General features: G+C 53.1%; 24 protein-coding genes. 13 read left to right on the forward strand and 11 right to left on the reverse strand.

Annotated features, from left to right (window positions below; translation table 11 throughout):
- Window positions 1-418: 418 nt before the first annotated feature.
- Window positions 419-970 carry a DUF2617 family protein gene (locus SH287x_RS02480; protein ID WP_479516862.1) on the reverse strand — a complete coding sequence of 184 codons (552 nt, stop codon included), beginning with the start codon at window positions 968-970 and terminating at the stop codon, window positions 419-421.
- A 675-nt stretch (window positions 971-1,645) separates the two neighbouring features.
- On the opposite strand from SH287x_RS02480, the gene SH287x_RS02485 reads away from it, so the two are divergent.
- Both SH287x_RS02485 and SH287x_RS02490 read left to right on the forward strand, forming a co-directional pair.
- Window positions 1,646-2,188 carry a peroxiredoxin gene (locus SH287x_RS02485; RefSeq protein WP_479516863.1) on the forward strand — a complete coding sequence of 181 codons (543 nt, stop codon included), beginning with the start codon at window positions 1,646-1,648 and terminating at the stop codon, window positions 2,186-2,188.
- Between the two features lie 242 nt (window positions 2,189-2,430).
- Window positions 2,431-3,072 carry a carboxymuconolactone decarboxylase family protein gene (locus tag SH287x_RS02490; protein ID WP_479516864.1) on the forward strand — a complete coding sequence of 214 codons (642 nt, stop codon included), beginning with the start codon at window positions 2,431-2,433 and terminating at the stop codon, window positions 3,070-3,072.
- A gap of 75 nt (window positions 3,073-3,147) precedes the next feature.
- On the opposite strand, the gene SH287x_RS02495 is transcribed toward SH287x_RS02490, so the two are convergent.
- Entirely contained in the window at window positions 3,148-4,104 is a 957-nt protein-coding gene (locus SH287x_RS02495) for a vWA domain-containing protein (protein ID WP_479516865.1), read from the reverse strand.
- Window positions 4,105-4,508: 404 nt separating this feature from the next.
- Here SH287x_RS02495 and SH287x_RS02500 point away from each other — a divergent pair, with 404 nt between their 5' ends.
- Window positions 4,509-5,786 carry a DUF6263 family protein gene (locus tag SH287x_RS02500; RefSeq protein ID WP_479516866.1) on the forward strand — a complete coding sequence of 426 codons (1,278 nt, stop codon included), beginning with the start codon at window positions 4,509-4,511 and terminating at the stop codon, window positions 5,784-5,786.
- Window positions 5,787-5,890: 104 nt separating this feature from the next.
- Here SH287x_RS02500 and SH287x_RS02505 read toward each other — a convergent pair whose 3' ends face one another.
- From SH287x_RS02505 to SH287x_RS02515, 3 genes are all read right to left on the reverse strand, one after another.
- Window positions 5,891-6,886 (reverse strand): SGNH/GDSL hydrolase family protein, encoded by a 996-nt coding sequence (locus tag SH287x_RS02505; protein WP_479516867.1) that lies wholly within the window; start codon window positions 6,884-6,886, stop codon window positions 5,891-5,893.
- 32 nt (window positions 6,887-6,918) lie between these two features.
- Window positions 6,919-8,208: a beta-ketoacyl-[acyl-carrier-protein] synthase family protein gene (locus SH287x_RS02510; protein WP_479516868.1), complete on the reverse strand. Its 1,290-nt coding sequence runs from the start codon at window positions 8,206-8,208 to the stop codon at window positions 6,919-6,921.
- Window positions 8,209-8,269: 61 nt separating this feature from the next.
- Window positions 8,270-8,872, reverse strand: a complete 603-nt coding sequence (locus tag SH287x_RS02515) for a TetR/AcrR family transcriptional regulator (RefSeq protein ID WP_479516869.1) — start codon at window positions 8,870-8,872, stop codon at window positions 8,270-8,272.
- A 225-nt stretch (window positions 8,873-9,097) separates the two neighbouring features.
- Here SH287x_RS02515 and SH287x_RS02520 point away from each other — a divergent pair, with 225 nt between their 5' ends.
- The 3 genes from SH287x_RS02520 (at window position 9,098) to SH287x_RS02530 (ending at window position 11,451) form a co-directional block, all read left to right on the forward strand.
- On the forward strand, window positions 9,098-9,826 hold the full coding sequence (locus SH287x_RS02520) for a hypothetical protein (RefSeq protein WP_479516870.1): 729 nt from the start codon (window positions 9,098-9,100) through the stop codon (window positions 9,824-9,826).
- Between the two features lie 322 nt (window positions 9,827-10,148).
- Complete coding sequence (locus tag SH287x_RS02525) at window positions 10,149-11,039, forward strand: alpha/beta hydrolase (RefSeq protein ID WP_479516871.1); 891 nt, start codon at window positions 10,149-10,151, stop codon at window positions 11,037-11,039.
- Between the two features lie 106 nt (window positions 11,040-11,145).
- Window positions 11,146-11,451 carry a hypothetical protein gene (locus SH287x_RS02530; protein ID WP_479516872.1) on the forward strand — a complete coding sequence of 102 codons (306 nt, stop codon included), beginning with the start codon at window positions 11,146-11,148 and terminating at the stop codon, window positions 11,449-11,451.
- Window positions 11,452-11,604: 153 nt separating this feature from the next.
- On the opposite strand, the gene SH287x_RS02535 is transcribed toward SH287x_RS02530, so the two are convergent.
- From SH287x_RS02535 to SH287x_RS02545, 3 genes are all read right to left on the reverse strand, one after another.
- Window positions 11,605-12,543 (reverse strand): alpha/beta hydrolase, encoded by a 939-nt coding sequence (locus SH287x_RS02535; protein ID WP_479516873.1) that lies wholly within the window; start codon window positions 12,541-12,543, stop codon window positions 11,605-11,607.
- Window positions 12,544-12,636: 93 nt separating this feature from the next.
- Window positions 12,637-13,134, reverse strand: coding sequence for an ester cyclase (locus SH287x_RS02540; RefSeq protein ID WP_479516874.1), 498 nt, complete (start codon window positions 13,132-13,134; stop codon window positions 12,637-12,639).
- Window positions 13,135-13,182: 48 nt separating this feature from the next.
- Complete coding sequence (locus tag SH287x_RS02545) at window positions 13,183-13,734, reverse strand: cysteine hydrolase family protein (protein ID WP_479518758.1); 552 nt, start codon at window positions 13,732-13,734, stop codon at window positions 13,183-13,185.
- A gap of 387 nt (window positions 13,735-14,121) precedes the next feature.
- Between SH287x_RS02545 and SH287x_RS02550 the strand changes: the two genes are divergently transcribed.
- Together SH287x_RS02550 and SH287x_RS02555 are read left to right on the forward strand one after the other, a co-directional pair.
- Complete coding sequence (locus SH287x_RS02550) at window positions 14,122-15,681, forward strand: ABC transporter permease (protein ID WP_479516875.1); 1,560 nt, start codon at window positions 14,122-14,124, stop codon at window positions 15,679-15,681.
- 99 nt (window positions 15,682-15,780) lie between these two features.
- On the forward strand, window positions 15,781-16,623 hold the full coding sequence (locus SH287x_RS02555; protein ID WP_479516876.1) for an ABC transporter ATP-binding protein: 843 nt from the start codon (window positions 15,781-15,783) through the stop codon (window positions 16,621-16,623).
- A 146-nt stretch (window positions 16,624-16,769) separates the two neighbouring features.
- Here the strand turns inward: SH287x_RS02555 and SH287x_RS02560 are convergent, their stop codons facing one another.
- Entirely contained in the window at window positions 16,770-17,945 is a 1,176-nt protein-coding gene (locus SH287x_RS02560; RefSeq protein ID WP_479516877.1) for a M20/M25/M40 family metallo-hydrolase, read from the reverse strand.
- Window positions 17,946-18,164: 219 nt separating this feature from the next.
- Window positions 18,165-18,596 carry a hypothetical protein gene (locus SH287x_RS02565; protein WP_479516878.1) on the reverse strand — a complete coding sequence of 144 codons (432 nt, stop codon included), beginning with the start codon at window positions 18,594-18,596 and terminating at the stop codon, window positions 18,165-18,167.
- A 1,022-nt stretch (window positions 18,597-19,618) separates the two neighbouring features.
- On the opposite strand from SH287x_RS02565, the gene SH287x_RS02570 reads away from it, so the two are divergent.
- From SH287x_RS02570 to tsaD, 3 genes are all read left to right on the forward strand, one after another.
- A complete protein-coding gene (locus tag SH287x_RS02570) occupies window positions 19,619-19,765 on the forward strand; it encodes a hypothetical protein (RefSeq protein ID WP_479516879.1) in 147 nt (48 codons plus the stop codon).
- 32 nt (window positions 19,766-19,797) lie between these two features.
- Window positions 19,798-21,186, forward strand: a complete 1,389-nt coding sequence (locus tag SH287x_RS02575; RefSeq protein ID WP_479516880.1) for a S41 family peptidase — start codon at window positions 19,798-19,800, stop codon at window positions 21,184-21,186.
- Window positions 21,187-21,468: 282 nt separating this feature from the next.
- Entirely contained in the window at window positions 21,469-22,554 is a 1,086-nt protein-coding gene (gene tsaD, locus SH287x_RS02580) for a tRNA (adenosine(37)-N6)-threonylcarbamoyltransferase complex transferase subunit TsaD (protein ID WP_479516881.1), read from the forward strand.
- 89 nt (window positions 22,555-22,643) lie between these two features.
- Here tsaD and SH287x_RS02585 read toward each other — a convergent pair whose 3' ends face one another.
- Window positions 22,644-23,822, reverse strand: coding sequence for an LptF/LptG family permease (locus SH287x_RS02585; RefSeq protein WP_479518759.1), 1,179 nt, complete (start codon window positions 23,820-23,822; stop codon window positions 22,644-22,646).
- A 472-nt stretch (window positions 23,823-24,294) separates the two neighbouring features.
- Here SH287x_RS02585 and SH287x_RS02590 point away from each other — a divergent pair, with 472 nt between their 5' ends.
- Window positions 24,295-24,525, forward strand: a complete 231-nt coding sequence (locus SH287x_RS02590) for a hypothetical protein (RefSeq protein WP_479516882.1) — start codon at window positions 24,295-24,297, stop codon at window positions 24,523-24,525.
- A 131-nt stretch (window positions 24,526-24,656) separates the two neighbouring features.
- Window positions 24,657-24,944 carry an Hpt domain-containing protein gene (locus SH287x_RS02595; protein ID WP_479516883.1) on the forward strand — a complete coding sequence of 96 codons (288 nt, stop codon included), beginning with the start codon at window positions 24,657-24,659 and terminating at the stop codon, window positions 24,942-24,944.
- Window positions 24,945-25,026: the final 82 nt, after the last annotated feature.

The following is a 25,026-nucleotide window of genomic DNA, read 5'->3' on the forward strand; positions in this document are numbered from 1 at the left end:
GAACATCGGCGGGGGATGGCTCACCACGTGATTTCCATTTCTTGCCTACGAATGAGTCATGCAATCGGCACAACCCAAACCCCGCCAGAAGTCGTCTATTACGATGGGGAATTGGGGGCTGGGCAAGTTCACGATTCAAGACTGAAAGCCTGTCCGAGAACACTCTCCCGTTTGCGGCAGGGCAGGGTGAGGGCTGATGAACCACCCGTGTTTCCGAAGCCAATACCAATCCCCACATCCGGCCTTCGGCCACCTTCTCCCTCAAGGAGAAGGATTTGAGAAGCTCTGGCGGCGTAAGAACCATTCGCGGATGAACGACTGGCCCTCATACGCCGCCACAAACCCCGCAAGGGGACGCAACGGGGCTGCGAATCTTTAGTACAAGTCCCGGCTGATAGGCCCAAACCCCGCAAGGGGGTTAGGGAGTGAGTTCCAGGAGGGATTGGGTGCGGACGATGCCGCAGTGAGCGGGGAAGGAGTGGAAGGCGTGGACGGAAATGGCATGCCCGGTCACTTCAAACATCAGCAGACTGAGTGGAGCAGGGCAGAGGCGATTGCGTGTGGGGAAGACATGGCTGAGTGTCGCGCGATGGAGGTCGCTGAGCAGATCCTCATGTGCTCCGAGAAATTGATCTGGTTCCAACATCTCCAATTGGCTGCTCACCGAGTATTCCCAGTGACCAGAGGCGGGGCGAATCATATGTGTTTTGCAGCCGCGAATTTTCTGGATCAGGCATGACCGACCAGACGTTGTTGTTAAAGACTGCTCGGCGATCAGTTCGCAGAGAACACTCCCCTGGCGTTTCCAGACAACGGCATGCCCCATGGGAGTGAGGGAGATTTCTGCCGTGACGTCGTGCGTGCGAAACACGTCTTTTTCTACAGCACTCAAAAGTTCCGGATGAGGGGCTTTCTGAGTGACCTGCAGCATGAGCGATGTTACGTCGGGGCGGACGGAATCGACGCGCATGGCAACCTTTCTTCAAAGACCACAATGATTCAACCAAGCTTAATATCAGTTTTGTTTGATTGCCTGATTGACGACGAGCAGATGTGAAACAGAACGGAGTTGATATGTGGTTCAGACTCTGTCTGTGCCAGGCACAGGCAGGTGATCGTGTTCCACACATTCCACACTAACGAAGTGATGCTCAACTTTTCCAGAGCGGAGTGACACTCTTCGCGAACCTTTTCAAGGTTGTGAAATGGACTTGCAAATTGGCATTCCTGTTGATTCAAAAAACGATTCAGCCAGTGGGCTTCCGCCAGGCACTTCACCATGCGGTGTAAAGTCTGCGACAAGGCACACGGTTGCGGTCTGAATTCATCGAGGGGAAATTTGTGACGCTCCCACGCCACGATGGATTCAAGGATTGTGCGGCACATTGGAGGTGCGTAAATCGCAGAATCAAGTGGAAAAACCAACATCAACTTTTGCGACACGATGGAGGCCATGCCATAGGTTCAGCCTATACCAAGCATCGTACTGGCTGGGTTTGTTCCTGACTTCACGAGGGGTATACTTCCCTTGTCGCAGGTATCCCTGGGCCAGGAATGGCGCATTTGTTCAAGAGCGTGTCAGCCTCTGGCGATGTGAGTACCTGCATGATTCACCCCTGTTCTCTGCACTTTGATGGAGTTTTTCATGTCAGCTCGCGTTGGTAAGCCTGCCCCAGACTTTTCCGTACAGGCCTATGACCGAACCAAGGACAACACCGACGCCCAGTTCACCAAGGTGAATCTGACTGATCTGCGCGGCAAGTGGGTTTGTCTCTATTTCTACCCACTCGACTTTACGTTCGTTTGTCCCACGGAAATCGTCGCGTTTGATAAGGCTGTGGGCGAATTTTCTGATCGTGACTGCGTTCTGCTGACCGCCAGCACCGATAGCGTTTTTTCGCACAAGGGTTGGTGCGATAGCCATAAGGATCTTGCCAGCCTGAAGCATTTGATGCTGGCCGATACGGCTCATACGCTTTCCACCGCTTATGGCGTGCTTGATGAAGAACAAGGGATTGCTTATCGCGGCATTTTCCTGATCGATCCGACCGGCGCTATTCGCTGGCTGGCTGTGCACGATCTTTCCGTGGGCCGAAGCGTTGAAGAAGTCATTCGCGTGCTGGATGCTCTTCAGACCGACAAGCTCTGTCCCTGCAACTGGAAGAAGGGCGAAGAGACCCTTAACTAATACGATGTGAGCATGGGTCAGACGAGATGATGAGTCGTGACCCTGTTTCTTCTATTGCTTGACATGGTGATGTAGCCGTCGAACGGTTTCTGTATTTCAGGAACCGCTTGCGGCTATTTTTCTTCACTCAGCTTATCTCCGCTCAGCCAAATTTTCTGATCACACAGGCACTCGTGAAATCAGGTTGTGCTGTTTTCACGCTGTCAAAACTCAAATGATAAAACAAATTCAGGAGACGAATCATGCACCCGCTCTGGCCTGCAAGAACACATGCCGAGATTGACGATAAAGCGAAGCAAACACTCTCACGGCTGGAAGAATTGTTTGGTGCAGAGCCGATCCCTGAAATCTTTCATCAGATGAGTATCGTCCCTGCGTTTCTCAATGACTATTACATGAACTTCAAAAAGTTCGTGTACACCGACGGCAAGCTCACCGTTCGTGAAAAGGCGCTCATCAGCGTGGCAGTCAGTCATACGGCTGGCGTGAAATCATTGACCGAATATTTCGCCCAAAGGTTGCGTTCACAGGTCGAAGGAACCGAGCAGGAAAAGTCTCAATTCGTGGCGGACGTCCTCGCTGTCCAGGCGACTTGTGCCATGTACAACGTCTTCTTCAAGTTCCGTGACTTAAGCGGGAGTGATCTGTTCAGTGGAATGCCCGTGGGACTACGAGCACATACGTTTGCAGGCACCAGCCTGAGTGACCGGGACGTGGAACTGATCAACGTGACCGTGAGCGATGTCAACGGGTGCAAGCCATGCACGGAAGGTCACGTTGCGAAAGCCCGGCAACTGGGACTGAGTGACGAAGCGATTCTTGAGTCGATCCAGTGTGCAGCTACCGTCTATGCCGGCTGCCAATTTGCCAAGACTGCGCACTGAGTTTGTTACAAGTCTTTGGCGCCGATTTTCAGTGTGCCGTGCGGGTTTTCTGATCACGTCATCTGGCGGGCGTGATCAGGGGATGTTGCTGAATGTTCCTCCATTCTGTTGCGAGAGATGTTTCAACACGACCTCGCCCGCTTGCCCGCCCAGTGCAATGGTATTGATGATGGTTTTCTCCTGCCGAAGTCCCATCAGATCCTGCTCTGCGATGGGAGGGAAAGAGCCGTCAGTCAAGAGATGAATCACATCCGGTTGCAATCTGAGAGCTAACTGAAGTGATGATCGCGGATCGGTGTTCCCCGGCATGGTCGTCGCTGTCCCAGCCCAGCGAAGGAAACGCTCCTTGTTTTCATTCGTGGCCAGTTCCAGTTGTTTGGAAGGCATGGAATAGTCCACATCACTGAAAAAGACGATGTAAAAATGGGTTTCTTCGGGAAGTTCTCGAATGGCCTGCACCAGTTCCTGTTTCACTCGTTGAAAGCGGGTGGTGCGCCCTCCGTTTCGATAACTCGACGGGAGATGAACGACTTCCATGCTGCCCGAGCAATCGACAACGAACACGACTTTCTTACCGGCCTGAGTCTTACCAAAGATTCCCGAGCCTCCTTTGCCGTTTCCAGTTCCCTTGCCGGTTCCTTCCCCTTGCCCCTGACCTGTGCCTCGTTTGCCTGGGCGGGTTGCTTTTCCTTTTGAGGATGCCACTTCCGGAGTCACCGTCGCAGGCGTCCCCAGAGGATCCCAGGCAGGGTCGATCAAAAACTGATCAGTGGGCGCTGTGGACGAATCGTCAAGAAGATCGGCCAGCATTTCTGATGAGGATCCGCCGGACACGTCAAGCATCTGGCCCGGATCCGCTTTTGCCTCATGATCGTCGAATACTAAATCCGTGATTTCCGTGACGATGTCATGTGATTCAGCATCAGCCCCCCAAAGTGTAGAAACGGGAAGGGAATGAGGAACCTCTGCCTTGAGCACAATCAAGCCGAGAAGCAACAAGATCACAGCGTGCAGTGCCAACGATGTGGACACGCTTTGAATCGCTCGTCGGGAAGGAGGGTGGATTCCCATATTCACTCAGCGGCCTGACCAGAAGTGTCGACACCATCGGTGAGCGTACCGACTGGATGCCATTCTGATCGTCGCAGCCCTTCACTGCCATGGGAAAATGAAAAACCTCATCGAGAAAACCAATGAGTGAGGACAAAATCAGGCCGTAAGTGGTGGCAAGCCATGGCTCTGAAATCAAAAGCAGCGGGGAAAACCTCCTCTTCCGCCAATCCCCACAATGCTGCTATGCTCCGTTGTTCGACTGGTCAGATCAGGGATTGAAACGATCAGTCAGCAGCAGAATCGGCTTCATAACGGGTGAAGGCGGTGTGCTGTTTGTCTTTCTGGGGCGAAATTTTCATCCCACACAAGGATGTTGGCCACAAATGGGAATGCAACCAGGCACGTTAATCCAGTCCTTAATGGCAGGCGGAAAAGCCTGGCTGGTTGGCGGTTGTCTGCTGACCACTTCGCTCTGCGCCGCAGGGTGTGGTTCCTCCGGGTCGGTTGATTCGTCCGATCTGGAATTGGACTTTGGGGATACGTCGGAAGTCGCGCGCGACATGGGCGTCGGGCAAGCTTCAACCAGTGAAGCATTACTCCAAGCCCCTGCTGCCCCGGCATTAGAGACAGAAAAACTGGATCTTCACGTTAAGGTCGGGGATCGTTTTCCTCTCTTGAAAACTGTCGATCAGCGAGTTTCCCAGGGCCAGCCCGCTCAGGTTGTCGGCGCCAGCCGCCTGGAACTCCAGATGGTTCTGCAAGTTGATGAAGTTCAGAACGACCGAACCCGCTTCTCCGTGCAGTATCACCGCGTCCAGTTCCAGCAGACCCTGGGCGGCAAAACCATCAATTACAACTCTGCCGATGGGGGAAGCAATATTCCACCGGAAGCGTTGGCCTATGCGGGACTTCCCGGCAACGGTTTTGGTTTCTGGCTAGGCCCTGATCGCCGGGTGGCCGAAGTGCTCCGGTTTGAAGAATTCGTACATCGCTGTGTCGCTCACGTGCCGGATGACCGCAAAGCTCAGGTGATCGGACAATTGGCCGTTCTTCCGCACGATGAAGGGGTTGCGAACTTTATCGACAACTCCATCGGTTTGCTGCCAGCTCAAGGGGCACAAGGCGTTCAATTGGGATCAACATGGGTGCTGCCTCCGAAGCGGCTGGATGGCCCGATCCCTCTCACTATTGAAACACGCTGTCTGGTGAAAGAATTAGGGTCGCGAGAAGTTGTCATCGATGTGGTGGGAGCGATTGCTCCCTCCATGGCACAGTATGGCCCTCAAGGGATGAAAGTCTCTGTGCGTGGCGGACGGCAGAGCGGTGTCTGTCATGTCGATCGGGCCACCGGCCTGCCCACCAGTTCCCGCCTGACCAGCATGCTGGAGATGGTTGTCAAGACCGCTGACGGACGCGAATTGCAGCAAATCAAGGAAACGATCACCAATATCCAATCCTTCCCGGATCAATCAACGCTGCAACCACAAGTGAGCCAGATGCCCGTAAATGGCGGTGGTTCACTCAGTTCTGGCAGTTCGATCGGCATGAATTCGATCATTCAGAGCAGCTATGTCAACAGCAATGCCGCCCCCACTCCATCAGGCGGTGCCGCTCCACAGGACATGCCCGTCAACACCGCCAACTGGCCCCGCGACCGATAGTCTTTCGCCGACGGCCCCCACACGATTAGGGCTTGTGAGATCGGACTGTGTGCCATGATCCCGGTTCCGCTGTAGCTACTTTCAGCTAAGACAATAAGAAAACGTCAGTCGCTTTTGAAAATTCCTTGCTCGACCCATCGCGCAAAGAGTGCATGCCCGTCATTCGTCAGGTGAATACCGTCAAAGGTCGCGCCGGTCGTACTCAAAATTTGCATGAACCGGCGGCGAGGAATCAGGCGAACCCTATATTGACTGGCCAAGTCCCGATGCACCCAGGCAAATCTGTGCCGGAGAGGAGGCCAGGGGAGTTCCAACAGCACAATGTCATAAGGTCTTTCACAAGCAGTTCGCAGAAGTTGATCCAACCCCTCACGGTATTCAGTCAGGGTTGTGGGGCCCAAGAGATCGTTGCCGCCGATCTCGATCAGCAGTGTCGCGGGTTCATTCGGTAGCGACTCCAATTGCCTTATCGCTGATCGAACAGTAGCCCCTGGTTGAGCAGCACTCACAACCTTCCAGGGAAGCTGAATTTGCATTGGCCAGACAAGGTCGTCATCGTTAAGCCCGGCAGTCACCGAATCACCGATGACCAGCAATCGCCCCTCTCGAAGATGCTCAGGCCATGCCTGCGGATTCAGGCGACTCCACCCCGCCCACGCCAAGACGGCGACCAGGCACAAGACACTTCCCCAGTAGTGGGTTCGATAACTTACGGAAAGACATCTCTGAAGCCACCACGCTTGGGGATTGTTAGCACGCCCCTCAGTCTCCGGCATTTGACTGGTCGTTGCGTGACGAAATTCAGCGGGCGACCTGAGGATCAGACTGGTAACCGCCACCAGCAGCAGCAAGCTCAGGATGATTGGAAAAGCTTCTCCTGAAGCAGCTCCCCAAACGATGGAAACGACCAGCAAGAATGCCGCCAGTCGCACTTGAGCACTCCGCCGGAAAGCCTCACGTCCCTCGAAAATCGCTTTCAAACAGGAAGGCCGCAACAGCCACAAGATGCCCGCCATTGCGAGCAACGCAACAATCCACGCATCGCCGCCAGCGAAGTGAAACATGATCCCGCGTAGCCAGTATGGCGGTTCTTCCATCATTGCTGTCCTTGAAGCATATCGACAGAAAAGACTTACAGACTGGCAAAGATCAGCGACGCGTTTTGTCCTCCAAAGCCGGCATTGTTGGACATCACACGCCGGATCGTTTTTTCTCGCGAATGGCGGGGAACATAATCCAGATCACACTCGGGATCGGGGTATTCGTAATTCGCTGTGGGAGGAACCAGCTGATCCCGAATGGCCAGCAACGAGAACATCGCTTCCAACGCACCGCAAGCGGCGACAAGATGGCCCGTCGCCCCTTTGGTGCTGGAAATCGGCATCTTGCGGACATCACTTCCCAGCACGGTTTTCAGTGCGTAAGTCTCGGTCTTGTCATTGGCCTTCGTGCTGGTTCCGTGAGCATTGATATAGTCAATGGCATCAGGATTCAGCCCCGCATTCTTGAGTGAAAGCCGAATCGCTCGCGCCATTCCTTCTCCATCAGGCGGAATATCTGTGGGACGATAAGCATCAGCCGTGACTCCATACCCTACGACTTCCCCATAGATTCTGGCTCCTCGTCGGGCGGCGTGTTCGTACTCTTCCAGGACAAGCATGGCTGCCCCTTCACCAAGCACAAATCCATCCCGCTCACGATCAAAGGGCCGCGAGGCCTGTTCCGGCGAGTCATTTCTGGTTGAAAGCGTTGTCAGCAGGCAAAAGCCGGTAATTCCAAACGGATGAATCATGCTGTGTGCTCCGCCAGACAACATCACGTCCGCCTCCCCACTGCGGATCAATTCGGTCGCTTCACCGATGGCCTGTGCCGAGGCCGCACACGCAGTCAACGAGTTCAGATTAGGCCCCATCGCATTGAACAATCCCGCCAGACGACCCGCCAGAATGCTCGGTTCCTGATTCTGTTCCATCTCGGCGTCAAAATCACGCAGCCCCAACTCTGAAAACTTTTGAAGATCAATCCCTTTGTCTGTTGTTGAAGCCCCCAGCAGCGTCCGCATGAGCAAAAGAAAGTCTTGCGACCCCTCACCCGAACCCAGATAAACTCCAAACCGCGTCGGGTCGATCAACTTCGCAATATCCAGACCGGAATCCGTGACCGCCTGCATGGCCGCTGCCGCCCCAAACTGGATGTTAGGCCCTGACTTCATAAATGACGGGACAATCTCCGGCGCGATCCACCGTTTCAGATCAAACGACTTGACCTCAGCCGCAATCTGTGAAGGAAAGTGAGACGCATCAAACCGCGTGATTTTTTGAACACCCGATCTCCCGGCATGAAGCGATTGCCAGGCCTCATCCGGGGTATGACCGACCGGCGAAATACATCCCAACCCCGTAACCACAACTCGACGACGCATCGTTGAACTCTCCGTCAATGTCTCAACCTGACTCGCGACAACTATTCAATCGGCCGTCTTCTCATTCGGATGTTTTTGTCGAACCGTCTGTTTTCGACCTCAGTAATTCATCTGTAACCACTGCCAGAATTTCATTCGAGAGAGTGGGATCATCAACCGCTCTCGCAAGCGTCAATGCCCCCAGCATCGTCGATAAGGCGACGATCGATTTTTTCCGGGCCTTCTCAGCCGAGCGCTGCCCACTATGCCGGCAGAGAAACGCCAGAAAACCTTCAATCGCCCGCGAAAATCGCTGCCGGGTCGATGGCTTCTGACGCGATAAATCCACCGCCATCGCCGCCATCACACACCCGTTCTCAGGCTGATCCCGGTGCTCTGGTGAAAGATAGAAACGCACAATCCGCGAAAAAGAACTGGCATCACCAGGTATTTCAATCAATATTTCCAGTGACCGCGACGTCTCACCCATCGCATGTTCGCAGCATTCAATCACCAACTCATCTTTCGAGGGAAAGTGACTGTAGAGCGCCCCATGCGTCAGTCGCGCCTCCCGCACGACCTCAGCCACTCCAACACCATCAATTCCGCGACGGCGAAACAGCCGGGCAGCGGCATCCAGAATCGCCTGACGGTTCGCTGTCGCCTGTTCTCTAGTCACTTTCATGCAGCTGGCACCTTTTTTACTCCCCGTGTTCATTGCAATCGCAATCATAGTATTCATGGCGGGTATTATCAATAGATCGTCGGCATTAGCAATCTCCCACATAAGCCAGTCTGACTCTTCGTGAAATATCAGCCGCTTTCAGAAATTCGGCTTGAGTCATTTGCCTCCTGGGCTGACACTCGCCAGCGCATTCATTTCCTAAAAATCTGACATCGAGATGACGCTATGCTGCGAATTCCTCAATTCGGGATGTTGATCGATGCTCCGCACGATCACGGGCTGGCCACACAAAACGGTATCACCCTTTATGCACCGCTCCATGGCCAGTTCGGCGTAGGCATCATGTCCCCCGGGCCGGGCGATGACCCTCAGGGCAACCTCGAAGAGCAATATGAACTGATGGCGGCCCTCGGCCCGGTGGGAGAACACGGCGCCACATTCATCAATCGCCGGGATCCAGAGGTGCCGTTTATCGGTGCCATCCGGAATCCGCATACATCACGGCTTTATCTTCTGGTGCCGTTCAATCATGCCCGGCTCACAGAGAAAGAGTTGCGAAGTGCGATTGGTCAACTGGTGAAATACCTCCGTTTCATCAGCCCTCGCATGGAACAGTGGGAAGAGGTTCTTCGTGGAAAGACATTCACCGCTGCACATCACTACCAGCGATCCATTGGCTCGAGTGATAGCAATTCGCACGAAGAAACCCTCTCTTTCAAATCTGATGGAACCTATCTCCGGCGGATCACAGGGCACACTTCCATCAGTGGGGGCGGTTTATCGCTGGGCCGCGTTCGCGACGACCGCGAAACCGGCCTTTGGGATATCCTTGAGGAATGGCCGCAAATTCACCTGCGGCTTGAAACTTCAACGGGTGAACGCACCAATCTCTCCCTGTCCCGAGTAGCCCACACCTTCCAATTTGGTGACCAAAGTTTCGTGCAAACGAGGTAGCGATCGTCTCAACTCCCCAAAGCACCAGCAGCCTCTACGGCATTGCTAAAGGATAAAATCTGGGTCGCTTCTGTTGTTAAGTCTGACAGCAGAAGACGTTGCGGCGACATGATTTCGATGGCAAAGCCGGGGCACAACACCCCGCAAAATCGTTAAAGACAACCCATAACAAAGACCGACATAGTATGAGAAAGCTGGAGACCATCAGACGTCCTGCCATACGTCTGGTGAATGGGGGCTTTGCCCCAGGAATTGTTCAACCTGACGTTTCTCACACTTCACGGCCACAAACCTGGCTGTGTTTGGGGAGTCGCACGCCAAGATGCGATGGGTGTCGTTCTTGCTGTTGCCGCTCGTCTTGAATGCCACCGGTTGCCGCATGTTGGGGCCACTCTCCCCTCTCAGGCCCGTTGAACAGGTCTTTGTTTATCCAAATTTCTCATCCCGCATGGTTAAACAAGATTCGACAGTGGGTGAAGTCTTGCCGCCAGGCAGAGAAGTTCTGATTGAGACCCCTGATCGCCAGACTCTCGACGCCCGTTATTTTGCCCACCCTGTCCCTCAGGCCGTGGTGCTCTATTGTCACGGAAATGTTGGAACGGTGGATCAATGGGGAAAGCTGGCCGCCCGTTTGAGCGTGCAACACCGAGTCTCCATTCTGGTTTTTGATTACCGTGGCTATGGCCGAAGCACCGGCTTCCCTCACGAAAAAGGCATTCTGATCGATGCCAAAGCGGCCAGAGACTGGCTGACTAAAGAAAACGGCTTAGCATCGACCGACATTGTTCTCATGGGGCGATCATTAGGAGGGGCCGTCGCTGTCGATCTGGCCTCAACCGATGGCGCACGCGGGCTGATTCTGGAGAGTACTTTCCCATCTTTGCCGGACGTCGCCAGACAGCATGCCGCGTGGCTTCTTCCTGATTGGAATATGACCCAGCGGCTGAACTCGGTGGATAAGCTGAAAAGCTATCCCGGCCCGCTATTACAAAGCCATGGATCAGCAGATCAACTGATCCCTCTTCCCTTGGGGAAAAAGCTCTTTGAAGAGGCCCCAGGCTCAAAACAATTCATTACCGTACACGGCGCCACCCATACCGACGATCACATCCGCTATTGTGCCGGTGATCGAGAACTCTTTCTCCGCACGCTGCCTCCAATAAATCACTCGGCGGACAATATCATCAACGGCCGCACCCCCATTACGCCTTAATTAAGCCACAGCAGATCTATATAAAATGCTCCCCAATAAAATGCTCCCCAGACAAATCGCTGACAAGAACTTGTCATTGCCAAAGCTCAACTAATACAATCAGTGAATGCAACAAGAGACCGCAGACAAAAATCAAAAAACCGATATTCAACCAAAAGACGTGCCGCTCACTTATGCGAGACGTGGGACGTTGATCGGCAGCATGCTGGGGCTTGTCGCCGTTTGCCGCATCATGTCAGGGGCTATCGATCCCACTCAAACAAATCACTCGCCTCTTTTCCCCGCAGCAGTCGTGGCCATCTCTCTCTTTGCGAGCGTGGTTTTCCTTCTACTGACGCTTGCCGGACAAGTGATCGGCTCTCATTTCAATCAAAAAATATGCACCGAAACGAAAGACATCGCAGTTAAGTAAATGGCATGGAGTCTTCGGAATGCACCAGTGTTTACGCTTTTTATATAGTCCAGCCTGACTGCCAACTAAAAATTGGTGTATTGCGCTGCGCTGCATACACCCTGCATATATTGCGAATCGCGATTGATCGCTAATCGTCATCCAACGCAAACATTATTTATTCGCAGAGTGCTGCGTGATGCTGGATTTCAGCTCGCGGAAATGTCGGCTGAGTTCCTCTGCTGGCAGATAGTTATGGTGCCCACCTTCAATCGTCACGAACTTCTTGGGAATTCCCGAAACTGACTTCTCCCGTGCCGCAGAAAAAAGTTGCTCGGCATGAGCATAAGGCGTGAGCGTATCATCGGTGCCGTGAAATTGAAGAACAGGGCACGTCACCTTGCCAATTCGCTCAATCGACGGAAACCGATCCCAGACGAAATATTGCAGAAGCGGCATGTAAGGGTATTGGTAGAGGACAGTGGCTGGTATTGACTTAAAGGTCGAGTTCAGCACTAAAGCGGCAGGTGGTACGTTGGCCTCAGATAGCTCCCTCGCCAGACGCGTCGCTACTCCACCACCCATCGACTCACCAAAGAGCACAATCTGATTGGGGCGATATCCCAAGGTCTCGGTTGCATATTTCCAGACAGATTGAGCATCGCTGGCAAAATTTGTTTCACAGGGTGAACCGGGATTCTCGCTATAGCCACGGTAATCAAAAATCAGAACGCTTAAGCCCAGCCGATAAAATTCCAGACAATCCTCTTCCCGCTGCTGTCGTGTCCCGGCATTACCGGGGAAATAAATCACCAGCCAGCGGGGCGTATCAACATTAGGCTCTTCTGGACGTCGATAATACCAGCCATGAAGGGAGAGCTTGTCAGAAGTTGTCAGTACGACATCTTCAACGTCAAGACTTCCCTGACCAGCCAGATGAGCCGAAAGCGGCCCCGTTTGTGTCGGGACAAAAATCATCTGCCGCTGGACTGCAATCAGCAGAACATGAATACCGACATAGGGAATCAAAACAAACAAGAATACCAACCTGAAGAAACGCCAGTACATCGTCTGGCTTAGCGAAGAGACGATCGCAGGTTCATCAGGGTTCATAGGCCATTCCATGTTTCATTCACACTGCCGCAGTCCAGGAGATTGTGAAATATCAAAGATCGGCGGCAGCATTTCCGGGTTCCGGAAATCAATTCAAGTCGTAGGAAACGCTCCGAGTTGCATCATTAGTCCTAGTGCATCCATGATAATTCGCGTGTCTTTAATTTTATGACCTTCAAAGCGGTCAATCACGACACCCCAAACCTTGACTGATCGCCCGGTGGCAGGCACCCCCAAAAAATCTGCTTGATGAGTCCCTGTCCACTCGAAGCGTGTGACGACTTTATCCCCTTCGGCGATTTGTTCTTGTGCCGTCCAATGCATATCTGGAAACGCAGTTCGCATTCCACGTAGAACGTCTTTCAGTCCCGCTAAACCTGGTCCCTGGCCGGGTAACGGAACCTGTTCCACCATATCTTCCCAGAAGAACTGGCTGGCAGATTCAATCTCACCCTTATTAATGGACAGATTCAAAAACTCTCTCACCGTTGCACAGTGATCTTGCATCGCGACGCCTTCTGAAATCCCCTCAATCCATTCCCATCGGCATGGATTTTCAGGGCAATAGAGTGTGGACTGTTTGAGAACCATCTTCCGCTTTCACTCTCGAGGAAGAAGGCGGAGTTAATAGAAAAGCTATTAAATAGTTAAAAACTCATCTGTTGACAGCACGTTAGCATAGCCAAATTTCAGGGCTGCCATGAAGGCCGCGTGGGCATGCTCGGCGGGGACTTTCACCCCGTTAAATTCCAGATCCCGCGACGCGCACGCATCGTGGATCACCGTGCAGCCATAGCCAAAATCGTTGGATGCCCGGGTAGCTGCATCAACACACATGTGGCTCATTGCACCGCAAATGACCACATTTTTAATATCATGCTGCTCGAGAATCTCGCCGAGCTTTGTTTCACGGTAAGAATTGATGTAGTGCTTAAGAACGACCTCTTCGGTCGGCAGGTTCTTTGCCGTGGGATGAATCTGTGCCCCTTCGCTGCCCGGCGCAAAAAAAGGTGCATCAGCTGTGGGGAACTCGTGCCGAATGTGCACCACTAACTGGCCGTCGTTTCGTGCAGCCACAAGGAGTTTCGCCACGTTGTCAGCCGCCGCCTCGATTCCGCTTAATGTCCAGCGACCACCGGGGAAATAATCGTTCTGAACATCAATCACAATCAAGGCATAGCGTGGCTTCATGTCGTTCTCTCGCATCTCAGCAGACAGCAAACGCAACCATTCGACGGAACGGCTACAGCGGCGCAGATGATATGCCCTCCAGAAATTTATCGCACGCTGATTCCTGAGAATTGCATAGGAAAACTGATCTGAAGATGACGGCATCGCACCCGACAAAAGGCCCGCAACATTCCTTCCGCAAGGCCGTTCCACCCGGTTCCTCAAAGGGACATTAGCCCAACGCTGTACCCACTGATCGTGCGGAAACCCAGCCTTCGCTAAACCTCCTGAGTTAACAAAAGGTCTTGGCCTTGGCAGTTTTTGCCGAAATCCTTAGAGTCGATCACGGAAGAGCCTCCGCGAGGCGGGAAAACTCGTGCCTCGTAAGTCAGCCAAAGGATTGGCGGAATGTACAAATTACTGCTTTGTCAGAAATATCTGCGAACCCGCTACATCGCTCTTGCCAGCGTTGTCAGCGTGATGCTGGGTGTCGCGACGATGATTGTCGTCAACAGCGTTATGGCGGGCTTTTCCAGCGAAATGCGGGATCGAATCAAGGGTCTGCTCTCGGATGTCGTCATCGAGACAAACGGCCTGGATGGTGAAAAGAACCCCGAAGCTCATGCCGAGCTTGTTCGTAAAGTCGTTGGTCAGTATGTCGCAGGCATGACCACTACGGTCGAAATCTATGGCATGCTGAGTTTTGAATACGCCGGCCAATGGATTACCCGCCCCGTGACTTTGATTGGCATTGACCCGAAGAGCAAGGCGGAAGTCGGGCCACTGGTCAACTATCTGCAAAGCTATCAGGACGAAAAAGAGGGGACGACGGTTGTCAGGAAAGCCGAGCGATCGTCTGAAAATCCCGCAGGATGGACACTCACCTCATCGGCCCGAAATTACCGCAGAGAACGGGCCGCTCAAGAGGCCTTCTTTCGTGAACAACGCCAGCATGATTTGATGCAACGGGGAGAAACGACGCAAGAAACAAAAGATGCCGCTGAGCCACCGCCCACCAGCGATATCGTTGACCCTTTTGCTTTGGAATCGGCCCAGGCCTCCCGCGCCGTTCCTCCACAGCCTGTTGATCCCTCGGAACCATTACCCGGCAAGCTCTATATCGGCGCTGGCCTGATCAGTTTCCCTTTTGAAGAAAACGAAACCGGGAAGATCCGCACGCAATGGATGGTTCGTACGGGAGATGATGTCAAAATCAGCACGGTGACTGCTGGAACTCCCCAACCCGTCTACTTCAATGCCACCGTCGTTGACACCTTCAAAAGCGGGATGAGCGAATACGATTCCTCGCTGGTCTTCTGTAATCTGGAATACCTTCAGCAAGTCCGTGGCATGGTTCATCCCACGACTGGCGAACGGGCGATTACTTCGATTCAGCTTAAGCTCCATGACTTTAACGATGCCAATGAAGTGGTCGACAAGCTGCGAGCCGCATTTCCTCCCGGCCTCTATACCATTCGGACCTGGGAGCAGAAACAAGGCCCTTTGCTAGCTGCTGTTGATGTGGAATCTTCCATTCTGAACGTGCTTCTTTTCCTGATTATCACCGTCGCTGGCTTCGGGATTCTCGCGATTTTCTTCATGATTGTGGTCGAGAAAACCAGAGATATCGGCGTGCTCAAAGCCTTGGGAGCCAGCTCTACGGGTGTCATGGCCATTTTCCTGCTTTATGGCTTATCGCTGGGAGTGGTTGGTAGTGGCGGCGGTGTGGCCTGTGGCCTCCTCTTTGTCCGCTATATCAATCAGATCGAACTGGTGATCACCTATATTACTGGCCGTAAAGTTTTTGATGAGCGGATTTACTACTTCCCTGAGATTCCGACGTATGTCGATCCGTGGATGGTAGTTTCTGTTGCGCTGGGAGCCATGGGGATTGCCGTTATGGCCAGCATTCTGCCGGCTCGTCGCGCCGCCCGGCTTCAACCTGTGCAGGCCCTGCGCTCCGAATGATTTTGTCGCTCGCGACAGCAGATGCCCCGCCAGGATGTTTTTCCTGAAGAGAAGTATCAATCGTCAAATTATTTGTTGCTTGTCAGAAAAGAAAACATCATGGATCGCTACGCCGCGATGAATTCACTTTCGACTGCCAATGCCCATCAGGGCCATTATCCCTCAGGTGGATCAACATCTGCGCCACCATTTGAAGCTGCTTGTGAGACGATCTTGTTGAGTTCTTCACTCCCCCCCCATTCTCAACTCGTGGCAACAGGAATCGATAAAGCCTACCGCAAAGGAGACCATCGTGTTTCGGTACTGCGGGGAGTCGATATCGCGATTCAAAAGGGTGAATTTCTCTCAATTATTGGCCAGTCGGGATCAGGAAAGAGCACGCTTCTGCACCTGATGGGTCTGCTGGACGCCCCCGACATGGGCGAAGTGCTGCTCGATGGTCAGCGGATCGACGACCTGCCGGCTCGCACGCGCGATCAGATCCGTAATCGCGTCTTTGGCTTTGTTTTCCAGTTTTACCACCTGATGCCGGAATTAACGTTGGTGGAGAACGTCGTGCTCCCGCTGATGATTCGGCACTCTATCTGGGCTTATTGGAAAAACCGCCGCACTTATATTGACCGGGCCAAGCAGTTAATTGACCGGGTCGGTCTGTCCCACCGATTATCGCACAAGCCATCGGAACTCTCTGGCGGCGAAATGCAACGGGCCGCCATTGCCCGCGCTCTGGTTTCACAGCCGCAGATCCTTCTGGCAGATGAGCCAACGGGAAATCTTGATGAAACAACAGGTCGCGAGATCATGGATCTGTTGAATCGCCTCAATATCGAAGAACAGCTTTCGATTGTCATGGTCACCCACGATGCGAATCTGGCGCGAGAAGCCGCCCGCACTGTCCGTTTAACGGCAGGGCGTGTGGAATCTCTGGCAGGGGCCGCATAGTGGTACGACCCTCTGTCCTGGCAGGTTGTTGAGTTTGTCCGCAGGCTGGTTGGCCTGCCCACCACTCTTTGCTGACTCTGTCAAAGCTGACTCTGTCAAATCAGAGTGGAAGCTCCTCTGGCGCTAATTCACCACGCTTACGAAGCTCAAACGCGAGCTGTCGCCAATAATCGGGCTGTCTGGCAAGCCTTCAGGAATGAGGGGAGATGCAGCCGTTCTTCGGCTGTGTGGATCTTTTCTTGGCCACAACCCAATGTGACCGTGGGAAACCCATGAGCCGACATCCAGTTGGCATCTAACCCACCGTTGCCCACATGTTTTTCGGGTGTCAGCCCAACGGCTTCCAGTGCTTTTTCCGCAGCGATGACCGCGGGTTCGGTCTCTTCCATCCGGAATGATTCATACTTCAATTCTGATTGGAACTCGATCCGCCCGCGCTTTCCTTCAGCCGACATGAGTTGTTTGGCAGCACGTGTGAATGCTTTCTGGATCTCAGAAACGATCTTCACACGGAACACGGGATCATGGCTGCGGGCCTCTGCTTTGAGAGAAGCCAGTGGAGTCACGACATTGGTCGCCGCTCCGGCTTCAATGATGCCAATGTTGCTTGAGCCACGTTTCCGACCCTTTTTAACCAGTCCCAACCAGCCATTTGCCTGAAGGTCAGCGATTGCCAGGGAAGCGATGGTAATGGCATTCACCCCCAGTTCCGGATGCACGCCCGCATGACTGGGAATTCCATGAACTGTTATCTGTATGGCGATATCGCCAGTCGCCCCCACACACAGACTGGCCGGATTCCCGCCATCCCAGTTAAAGCAGAGCTTTGGGTTGCCAAGCTGGCTCTTATCGACAAAGCGGGCACCATACAGACCAATCTCTTCCTGGACTGCAAAGAGGAAGGTCAACGGAGGATGAGGCAGCCCTTTGGAAAGAATTTCGCAGAGTGTGTGCAGAATGACCGCTGTTCCACTGCGGTCATCCCCTCCCAGGCCGGTCAGTGGGTTTTTGGAAACCACATAATCGCCTTCAATGGCTGGCTCACAACCGGCACAAATCGGAACCGTATCCACGTGGGCCATCAACAGACGCCGGGGCTTTTTCATGGTTCCAGGAAGCTTGACGATCAGGTTGCCGGCATTGCCTCCTCCCGGAATTCGCGCCGAGGCCTTGTCATCATGCAAAAAGCTCTCCTCCCCGCTAGTAGCAAGAATTTCCTGACGGATGACCTTAAGAACATCGGCTTCCCGACGGCTCAGTCCTTCAATGGGCAGTAGTTTCAAAAGAAGTTCAAGAGCGTGATCTGCACTGAAATCATCCATGAAGGCCTCATCGGGAAACTACGGTTTGTTGCTGTGGCTAGTGATGACCGGAGCTAAGACATCGGGGTGGGCAGGGAATGTCTGATGAACCCGACTGGAGATCTGCCCACGGCATTGACGCGCATGGGCGACCAGTCGGGCGAGGTCATTCAACGGCTCTCGTGACAGGCTTTGCTTCCCGCAGGTTTTACTCACGACAGGCGCCAGTGATCAGAGACGCTATTTGTCAGAGGCTTTGGGGCCAAGACGGTAAGTCCCGGAGTTGGCATCGTGAAAGATCTGTGGGGTATTGTACAGACATTGATAGAGCACATTGCGGAAGTTCTTGCTCGCGGTCTGGTAGCCACTCTCAATGATTTTGTCAGAGAGTTCCGCCAACGTGTAACCTTCGATCTGCTGCTCCAGCAGGCTGATCACTGTCTGTCGGAGCGAAACAGGATTGCGACCACGCATCGCGACCGTTCGATCAGCCAGATTGGTGGCCCTCGACGGGTGAGATGCCCCCTGTAACTCCAGAATACGGTTCGTGATACCAGCCAACTCTTTCTGCAGGATATCCCGCTTGCTGACAAGCGAGGCTAACTCCTGCTTGCGGCTGGCTAAGATCCTTTCAAGTTGCGCAACACTCAGTTCATCCGACGATCCGGCCATACGCCTTGCTTTCGTAGTATTCAGGTGCCTGTAAGCCTGACCGATCACGCAACAAAAAATCAGTGAAAAAGAAGATGTCGCGTAATCCCGATCGATCGATTTCTTTCATAATTCTGTTCCCTGATCTTTCCCGGAGAACTTCCCCTTTGAAGTGTTCAGAGATTAATGCCTGAAGTCGTGCCGGGAGATGAAACCTGCACAAGCCCAGGGTCAAGCCGCTTTGCCTGAAGGATATGTTACAACTTTACAGTCGTCTGCTCCCCACCAAGCTCTCAACAAAAACAGAATCGCCTTAAACGAAGAACTCAAATCAATGTATTTAAGCTCCCCGAATGGGAGAGACTATCCACAATGCAAAGGAATTCAACCGCTCTATGGGGATTCATTCGATTTCCTGTCAATAATCAGTGATAATTTGACTGGTAGCCGAAGAGGATCTGTCCAGAAGCACGGGATCAATTGCCTCATTCATTAACTCCCCCAATACATCACCAAACCATAAATTCGCTCGGGAATGGATCGGGGATTCTCTCTTGAAACACTGAATTCAAATCATCAAATCCAACAAAAGTTTGTTCTAGAACACACGAAATTCCCGTGATTGCTAAATCCTGTTCACTCAATTGGCCACTCTTCCGTTTTCAACAATTTCGGCGACATCCCGGACGTCTTCCTGGCAAAGTGTCCTGAATGTTTCGTCCGACAACGAAGGACGTTGCAAACAAGAGCCTGTCTGGAAACACTCAAATCCTTCTTCTTTCGGGAGAAGGTGGCCGCAAGGCGAATGAGAGGGTGTCTATTGTCCGTGGAAACACTGGTCATTCATCAATAACCCTCATCCCGGCCTTTTCCCGCCAACGGGAGAGGGAGTCTTTCCGGATGTTGCAATAACATCAATCCAAAGAGAAAGCCGTGATACGGCACTAATTTCCAAAAAACGAACCTCAAGTTCTCGCGGCAATGAAATCAACCGTGGCGGCATTGCCGCAGACTGACTAAGCTCGATGCAGGGAGAGTCTCCGATGGAATGGCTCTTGCAACGAGACTGGACGCAATCTCAATGTTCCGGAGGACTGGAATGGGTACGGCTGGAATCATGGATCGGTCTGACAGCTTGGCAACAGGACAAAAACTCGTCCGCCTTGCAATCGTTCTGGCAATGGGCCTAGGGGCCTTCTCAATCTCGATAAGTCCGTCAGCCATGCGGCTCGAATACGGATCGTCTTTTGCTGCGGATGAAGTGGCGCCACCTGATGCACGCGAAAAAGAATACTATGAACTGATGAAGCTCTTCGTCGATTCCTTTGAACAAGTCGAACGAAATTACGTCAAGCCGGTCGATCGCAAGGAACTGCTCGAAGCCGCTCTCCGTGGTATGCTGGCCGATCTTGACCCTTATTCGTCCTACATTGATCAGTCTGATCTGGCCGATTTCACCCAGCAGGTGGAACAGGAATTTGGTGGCATCGGAATTCAAGTTTCTCTTGATCCCAGAACACGCCAATTGGTTGTCATGACACCTTTGCCGGGAACACCGGCTTACAAGGCCGGAATTCGGGCAGGTGATCGCATTGTTTCCATCAGCGGAAAGCCCACCGCTGAGTTTACCGATGGAAAAGAGCTGGAGTCGGCCATTTCGTTAATGAAGGGGAAGCCCGGTGAAATCGTTAAGCTGAGCGTCCTTCATGAAACCGAATCGACTCCGGTGGAAATGGAAGTCGAACGAGCCATTATCCGCACACCATCGGTTCTGGGTGACAAATACAACGATGATGGCTCATGGTCATTCTTTCTGAATGGGCAGGACAAAATCGCTTATGTCCGCCTGTCGCAATTTGGACGCAACAGTGCTGATGAAATCAAGCAGACTCTGGCCGCTCTCGATCACGAAGGAGTGAAGGGCCTGATTCTTGATCTCCGGTTCAACCCAGGCGGACTGCTGACGGCAGCGACTGAAATCGCAGATATGTTTCTCGACAATGGGGTCATTGTGAGTACCCGTGGCCGTAACACGGAGGAGCAGGTTTTCAAAGCCCGCAAAGCCGGAACATTCCGGAATTTCCCCGTTGCGGTTCTGATTAACCGTTTCAGTGCTTCCGCCAGTGAGATTCTGAGCGCGGCTCTCCAGGATCATGACCGAGCCATCGTGATTGGCGAGCGTTCCTGGGGCAAAGGAAGCGTACAAAACGTGATCAATGTCGATGGAGGCAAGAGTGCTATCAAGCTGACTACCGCCAGCTATCACCGTCCCAGCGGCAAGAACATTCACCGGTTCCCGAATTCCAAGGAATCCGACGAATGGGGCGTGAAGCCTAACGAAGGCTATGAAGTTAAACTGACTCCCGAGCAACTTCAAAAATATCTGGAGTACCGCCGACTGCGAGATGTCCTCCGCAAAGAAGCCTCGGTGGCGACATTTGATGATCCTCAGTTGGCCAAAGCGGTGGAGTTTCTCAAATCAAAGCTAAGCACGCCACCAGTTGAGAAGTCTGAGGCAACTGCCGATCCCGCCAAAGACTCACCACCTGCCAAAGATCCCAACAGGGAAGATGCTAAAAAGGAAGATGCCAAGATGCCGGACGAAAAATAATCCGAACGTTGGCAGCTTCTCGGTGGGCAAAGTGACCATCGACTTCAATCATGGTCACTTTCGGAGGTAGCGCCGTGTCACGGCTTTGTTTTCGGGTTGATGTCACCGCAACGTCTTCCGATGTCGGACTTGACGACCTGTTCAGCCCTGCTTTTAAGCTTTGATAATGCACTTATGAGACGTCGATGACTTGAAGCAGACTCCCGATGTCACTCCAAGTCATCGCTCCTCGCCCTGTCGGCAGTTGTTTATCAGCAAATTGTTGCAAAGGAAGTTGTTCTCTTGGAGGTTGAAACGGAAACCACAGAGCGACCGATCGGCTATCTTTTAGCGATTGAATCGTCGTGTGATGAAACAGCCGCCGCGGTGATTAACAGCCATCGCCAGGTGTTGTCGAATGTGGTTGCCAGTCAATTTGAACTGCACCGGCGATTTGGCGGTGTTGTCCCTGAGATGGCTTCAAGGGCACACGTCCAGCAGATTCTTCCCGTGATTGATGAAGCACTGGCCAGAGCCGGCATCAATCTGAATGATCTGTCCGTTGTTGCCGTCGCGACCACGCCCGGACTGGTGGGTTCATTGCTGATCGGTCTCACAGCCGCCAAAACACTGGCTTGGTCACTCGGCATTCCACTGGTCGCGATTGATCATCTTCAGGCTCATATTTATGCCTGCCAACTAGCACTGGAAGCGGTTCAGCCAGGAAGGGGATCCATTTATCCCTGCGTGGGCATGGTGGTGAGTGGCGGACATTCCAATTTGTACGCCTGCGAAACCCCCGTTGATTTTGAACTGCTGGGAACAACCACTGATGACGCTGCGGGCGAGGCGTTCGACAAAGTCGCCAAAGTTCTGGATCTCGGCTTCCCGGGTGGGCCGGCCATTGAAGCTGCGGCGCACGCCGGGCGCCCTGATGCCTTCCCTTTTCCCCGCACATTCCTCAACGACGAACGACTCGATTTCAGTTTCAGTGGATTGAAAACTGCCGTCCTCTATGCAGCCCACGGGACTCCTGGTGCCCGAGTTCAACCTCCGCCACTGGATGAAAAGCGCCGGGCTGATCTTGCCGCCAGTTTTCAAGCCGCTGTTGTCGATGTTTTAGTGGCTAAAGCCGTGCAGGCGATCCGTCAAACGGGCTATGAAGTGCTTTGTGTCGGCGGCGGAGTTGCAGCCAATCGTTCGTTTTGCGACAAGCTCGAACAAGCGGCGAAAAAAAATGGCTTCACACTTCATGTCGCCCCGGGTGAATTCTGTACCGATAACGCAGCCATGGGTGGTCTGGGCTGGGAACACTTCGATCGCGGACGATTTGCCGCATGGGATCTGGATGTCAAACCGGGACTGGTGCGCAAAACAGCAGGTGTTTAACAGGTCACGGCAATCCCGACCCTCAGTTCACTCTCTTGGCCAGCCCCGGGAAAAAAAGTCTTCTCACTGACCCCGAAGAGAGCCATGCGTCAGTTGCGAACCAACTGACGCATGATGTGAATAAACCCCAGTGTCAATGCCCCATTGGGAAGCCAGACTGCCCACGTGGGATCAAGCTTTCCTACCTTGCTCATATTCTGTGCAAACATCGAGAGCGGGTAATACACCACCAGAATGGGAACAAAGCAGAACAGGAAGCTCGTCAAAAACTGATTTTTTGCCATGTAAACGGCAAAGGGTGCTCCCACCAGCACAAAGAAAAAGCAGCCGAACGCCATTGAAAAACGATTGTGTAATTCGGTTGTCAATTTGCGATCGCGAACACGCTCATCATCCACCAGATGACGACTGTTTGAAAAATCACGATCACCAAAACGGTCGAAATCCCCCGAGCACAGAATGAGAGCCGCTTCAATGGCCAGCTTACGCGTTGCCTGAGCGTCACCATTTGCCATCGCACGCGTTTCAGCCAGCAAATCGCGCGAGGTCATGTCGCGTGGCTTCTGCTTCTGGCTCCGTGTGGGTAAGGGAAATTCACGGAACTCCGACTTAAATCGTGTTAATGTCCCATCAGGCAGGCTGAGATAGCCTTCCTCAAAGCTCATCACGACCACATCTCGTTCAAGATCAAACTTGAGGCTGGCTTCCTTGGACTGAATGGTCACAGGCTTGCTGTGGCCCCGCGCATAACGAAACGTCGGCATCAACAAGGTGCGATCACGAACATCCATCACCGTGATTGATAGACCTTGATCGCGCAGGTTCAATTGGTTCTGAGCTTTCAACACATCAAAGAAAATATCTTCCACAGCCAGAGCAATCGTCCGCTGGATATGCTTGACCGACCAGGGAATGATCTGATCTGTAATGCACAGCGTCCCGATGCTCAGAACGGCACCAATCACAAACGCAGGCCAGAGCATGGAAAAGACATGGATACCAGCCGCTTTGGCGGCAATAATCTCCTGATCCCCAGAAAGCCGCCCATACACCACGCAGACTGTCAGCAACAGCGCTGTGGGAATCGTAAACGGGAGCAGCGTCGGAATCACGAACGGCAGGATCTGAAGGATCTGCATCGCCCCCAGGCCATGCTCTTTGGCTTCCACATAAACGCCGGCAAAGACCAAGAGCAGCGTGAAGCCGGTCACACTGACGGCGAACACGCGCAGAAGATCGACCAGGATGTATCGCTGCAGCAGCGGCATCACGGTCGGGTTACCTCCTGGTAAAATCTCTGAAAAGCATGACCTGACGCTTCCAGCCAATCAGGCACACGGAAAACGACAGGCAGGAACCGTTAAAACGATCAGTTCGCAAACATCAACAACATCGGCAGTGTGCCAAAGCCTCTCTCTTTATGGGAAAACGAGGAAATCCGTCAAGAACGGTTTTCGTCCCGAACATTCAGCCATTTGGGCACAAAGGGGAGGCAGGTCTGCTTTGGAGTCAGGGCTGCATGGATTTGCCAGTACTTCGCACCTTACTCAAAATTGGGAAACCTCCGATTTTTCCGGCATCCCCTCGGAATCTCCGGGATCCTTCATGGGTGAAGCAGTTGCCCTTGAGTTCGCCGCCAAAAGCAGCCGATCACTGAAATTACGACGTACAGCCACCAGAGCTTGACGGCTATTGAACTGGTGAAATCGACGTCCTGCTTCTTTCGGGATGGTGCGAATTATGGAACAGTTGCGTGCATTCGTGGGAGATGACCTGGCCGCTCTGATTCTTTGTGCCGCTGGGCTGGGATTGGGGCTGATCTGCCTGCAGGTCGCAGGATGGTTTCGGACCGAAGTGTCCGGCACAGCTTGCAGGGAAGATGGATGGCAACTCCCCGCTGATATGATCCCCGTTACAGCCAATACAACAGGCTCTCCAACACCTGCCCACTGGCACGAAAAAGCCGCTTAAAACCCTTTCAACGGCATTGGCCGACAAAACCGGTTGTCGCTGGGCCAACAGTTGAGATTTCAGGCGACCATTCGTGTTATTCTGGCAAGGCTCACCACGTTTTTGCCCGCAGGGAATAGATGATGAATCCGGTGCAGTCAGAATTCGCATCTGATCCCGATTATCAGGAACTCATTCAAGAGTTCGTATCGATTGTCCCAGAGCGGATTACAGAGCTGGAACTGGCCATTCAGCGCCAGGATGTCGAAGAATTGAAACGAAAAGCACACCAGCTCAAGGGCGCCGGCGGTGGTTACGGCTTTCCCGGCCTGAGTGAAGTCGCGGCTCGCGTCGAAATTGCTTGCCATGACCAGCAACCTGTTGCCGTGCAGGAAACGACAAATGAGCTGGTGACCTACCTCCGCCGTCTTTCCGTCTGAAACCTCCTCGCCAGTTGCCACTCGGAAAAAGAAGTGGTCAAACGAGCATGTCGTTGCTTGGTTATGTTCTTACAAAAGCTTA

This window comes from Planctopirus sp. SH287 (assembly GCF_056500625.1).